The sequence below is a fragment of the uncultured Roseovarius sp. genome (genome assembly GCF_913054395.1).
Lineage (GTDB): Bacteria > Pseudomonadota > Alphaproteobacteria > Rhodobacterales > Rhodobacteraceae > Roseovarius.
In genome coordinates, this window is the sequence record NZ_CAJXIP010000234.1 from 1 (window position 1) to 3,453 (window position 3,453).

A 3,453-nucleotide genomic window follows, 5' to 3' on the forward strand; every position below is an offset into this window, starting at 1 on the left:
TGTCCGTCACAAGAAACATCCCTTTCGCGGGGTGGTGTTTGACGTCGATCCGCAGTTTTCAAATACGGATGAATGGTATGCCTCGATCCCCGAGGATAGCCGCCCGTCGAAAGAACAGCCGTTCTATCACCTTCTGGCCGAGAACGATCAAAGCTATTACGTGGCCTATGTAAGCGAACAGAACCTTGTTGCCGATTATTCGGGCGAGCCGGTGGATCACCCTGATATCCCCGATCTGTTCGGCCCGTTCGAAGACGGGCATTACCCTCTGCACTTTCAGCTGAACTAGGCGCCAGAGGCATGAAAGGGCGGGCTTTCGCCCACCCTTCCTGATCTTAGTATCCCAAGGCACAGCCATCTTTGCGCGGATCACTGCCGCCTTCCAGAATGCCGTTTTCGTGGATCAGGATCGCCTGTGCGCCGCCGATCGCATCCGGATCGGTGATCACGTCGTGGCCCTTGTCCGCAAGCGCCTGCGCCACATCCGGCCCATAACCGCGCTCAAGTTTGAGACCTGTCGGATCGGCAAAGGCGCGCGGGGCGTCGATGGCGGCCTGCGGGTGCATCCCGAAATCGCGCAGGTTCGACACCAATCGTGCATGGCCCGTCGACTGATAGGACCCGCCCATCACCCCGAACGGCATGGTCACGCGACCACCTTCGGTCAGCATGCCGGGAATGATCGTGTGCATCGGTCGCTTGCCCCCGCCAAGCTCGTTGGGGTGCCCCTCTTCAAGGGTAAAGCCGGCCCCCCGGTTTTGCAGCAAAATACCGAATTTCTCGGATGCGATACCAGAGCCGAACCCGTGAAAGATCGAATAGATCAGCGAGACCGCCATGCGATCGCTGTCAACCACGGTGATATAGATCGTATCGCGATGCACGGCCTCGGTCAGCGATTTCGCCGAGGCCATTGCCTTGCCCGGGTCAATCAGCGCGGCCAGTTTTGCCGCCGTTTCGGGCGCCAGCATGTAGTCAAGCCGCGTGGTGTGTGCCGGATCGGCGATAAAGCGATTGCGTGCATCATAGGCAAGCTTCGTGGCCTCGGCCTCGATATGCACGCGTTCGGCGCCGAATGGATCCATGCCGGCAATGTCGAAATGCTTGAGGATATTGAGAAGCAGGATCGCCGTGGCACCCTGACCGTTTGGGGGATGCTCGACCAGGTTGGCGCCTTTGTACTCACCGCTGACCGGGGTGGTGTAATCACAGCGTTGAGCAGCGAAATCCGCCGCGCTGTGCACGCCGCCCAGGGCGTTGAGCGCGGCCAGCATATCTTCGGCGATCTCGCCCTCGTAAAACGCCGCGCGCCCGTCCTTGGCAATCCGGCGCAGCACCTCGGCCTGACCGGGGGCGCGGAACATCTCGCCGGGCTTGAGCGGCGTGCCGTTCGGCATGAAATGACGCAGCCCATGTCCCTGCAGGGCCTTGCCAGCGGTGGGCCAGTCATGCGCCACGCGCGGTGCCACCGGCACCCCGTTTTCGGCATAATGGATTGCGGGTGCCAGCAGGGTATCAAGGCCAAGGCGGCCATGATCGGCGCTGAGCTGGCAAAAGGCGTCAATCGCGCCGGGAATTGTTACCGCATGGGCGCTATTGAGCGGAACCGCCCCGAGACCCTGCGCGCGCAGATCGGCGGCGGTCGCGGCTTTGGGCGCGCGCCCCGAGCCATTAAGCGCCTCTATCCGGTCCTGTCCCGGCTTGGAGAAAAGCACAAAGCAATCGCCCCCTATCCCGGTCATCTGCGGTTCGCAGATGCCAAGAAGCACGGCCCCGGCAATCGCCGCATCCATGGCGTTGCCGCCCCTTTCAAGGATGTCTATCGCGGCCTTGGCTGCCAGTGGGTGCGATGTGGCGCACATCCCGTTCGTTGCAAATGTGGCCGAGCGGCCGGGCAGGTGAAAATCGCGCATGTCGTCTCCGTTGTCCTGATTTTGAGCGGACATTAGTGCGCGCGCAATGATTTGCCAATTGCAGCCGGAATTTTAAGGGAAAGGAAGTACCTCGACGCCGCACACTGGGTGGGGGCTATTACGCACGGCGCCGAGGGAAGCCATATGCAGCTACACTCTAAGGTATGGTCGCGGTCTGCGGCGCGAGTTTGGAGAAATTGAGGTTAGATTGCGGCGTCGGCACGGATAGGTTGTGTCACGCGCCCGAGTGCAGGAATTCCAGCGTCAGATGATTCATCCCGTCACGCCGTTCATAGGTCACTCGCTCTGTCAGGGCGCGAATGAGAAACCAGCCAAATCCCCCCTCTGGCAGGTCATTTCGCGGCCCAGAGGGATCTGGCAAGCCGCCTTGGGGCAGACACAGGTCGGGCAGGGGCGCACCGCCATCGCGAACATGACAGCAAAGCCGCTCCGGCTTGATCGAAACGCTCAGGCGAATATCGCGTGACTGCTCACCGGCATAGGCATGCTCGACAATATTGTTAAGCGCCTCTGCCATTGCCAGCTCGACCGAGCCGCAGGTGTCGTCGCTTACACCATGGGCCGAAAGCCGGCTGCGCAGAGCAAGCAAGATGTCACGTACCGCTAGCTCGGACGCCACCGCGATCAGCGTGAACTCCTGTGGATCGCCATCGGCAGTCAACGCGATGTCCCTTTTGATCTGGCCGATTTCCGAAAGTCCAATCCCGGATCAGCCCGTTGCGTGCATTTTGAGGGCGATGATATCGTCATGGATCACGAAAACGGTATCCATACGGGTCAGGCGAAAAACCTTGGCCACATCAGGGGTCAGCCCCGCCAGGTCAAGCCGCCGCTCGCCGTTCAGTTGTTTCATTGCGGCGACGATGGCGCCAAGGCCGCTTGAGTCGACGAAGGTGACGTTGCTGAGATCAAGCACGATATGTGCAGGACCCTGCGACGTGGCATCCCGCATCTTGTCCTTGAACTTGATGGCGGCGGCGGCGTCGATCCGCGCCTCGGCGACGGTTATGATATTCATGTCATTGTGATATGTTGATTGCAGGTCCATGGTGCCTCCGGCCCGATACGTAGTAATACGGCCAAGGCTAGACCCAATTCCTTACCATTCGGTATTCAGGTTCAGAGTTTTTCAGGAGGTGGAGCAATGAAAGAAGTCGTGATCGCAGGGGCATCGCGGACCCCCATGGGCGGGTTTCAAGGAGATTTCGACGGGGTCGAGGCCTCTGTCCTGGGCGGCGCGGCGATTCGCGCGGCGCTAGCCGATGCCGGGGCCGAGACCGTCGAAGAGGTGCTGATGGGCTGTGTTTTGTCGGCCGGTCTGGGGCAGGCGCCGGCACGTCAGGCAGGATTTGCAGCCGGCTTGGGCGAAGACGTACCTGCCACGACTCTGAATAAAATGTGTGGATCTGGCATGAAGGCCGCCATGATGGCCTTTGACCAGATTGCACTGGGTCATGCGAACACAATGATTGCAGGCGGCATGGAGAGCATGTCCAACGCGCCTTACCTGCTCGACCGC

General features: G+C 60.6%; 5 protein-coding genes. 2 read left to right on the forward strand and 3 right to left on the reverse strand.

Annotated elements, in window-relative coordinates; all coding sequences use genetic code 11:
• The coding region (hspQ, locus tag QZ522_RS18540) for a heat shock protein HspQ (protein WP_294615079.1) at positions 1-289 on the forward strand (289 nt) is incomplete at its 5' end.
• A 46-nt stretch (positions 290-335) separates the two neighbouring features.
• On the opposite strand, the gene ggt is transcribed toward hspQ, so the two are convergent.
• The 3 genes from ggt to QZ522_RS18555 form a co-directional block, all read right to left on the reverse strand.
• Positions 336-1,913 (reverse strand): gamma-glutamyltransferase, encoded by a 1,578-nt coding sequence (ggt, locus tag QZ522_RS18545; protein WP_294615082.1) that lies wholly within the window; start codon positions 1,911-1,913, stop codon positions 336-338.
• Between the two features lie 235 nt (positions 1,914-2,148).
• Complete coding sequence (locus tag QZ522_RS18550; protein WP_294615085.1) at positions 2,149-2,595, reverse strand: ATP-binding protein; 447 nt, start codon at positions 2,593-2,595, stop codon at positions 2,149-2,151.
• 48 nt (positions 2,596-2,643) lie between these two features.
• Positions 2,644-2,982: an STAS domain-containing protein gene (locus QZ522_RS18555; protein ID WP_294615087.1), complete on the reverse strand. Its 339-nt coding sequence runs from the start codon at positions 2,980-2,982 to the stop codon at positions 2,644-2,646.
• Between the two features lie 96 nt (positions 2,983-3,078).
• On the opposite strand from QZ522_RS18555, the gene QZ522_RS18560 reads away from it, so the two are divergent.
• Positions 3,079-3,453: beta-ketoacyl synthase N-terminal-like domain-containing protein (locus QZ522_RS18560; protein WP_294615090.1), on the forward strand; the 375-nt coding region annotated here is incomplete at its 3' end.

Coding starts and splice junctions, on each gene's coding strand:
- ggt (WP_294615082.1), bottom strand. CDS start 1,913: ATGCGCGATTTTCACCTGCCCGGCCGCTCGGCCACATTTGCAACGAAC.
- QZ522_RS18555 (WP_294615087.1), bottom strand. CDS start 2,982: ATGGACCTGCAATCAACATATCACAATGACATGAATATCATAACCGTC.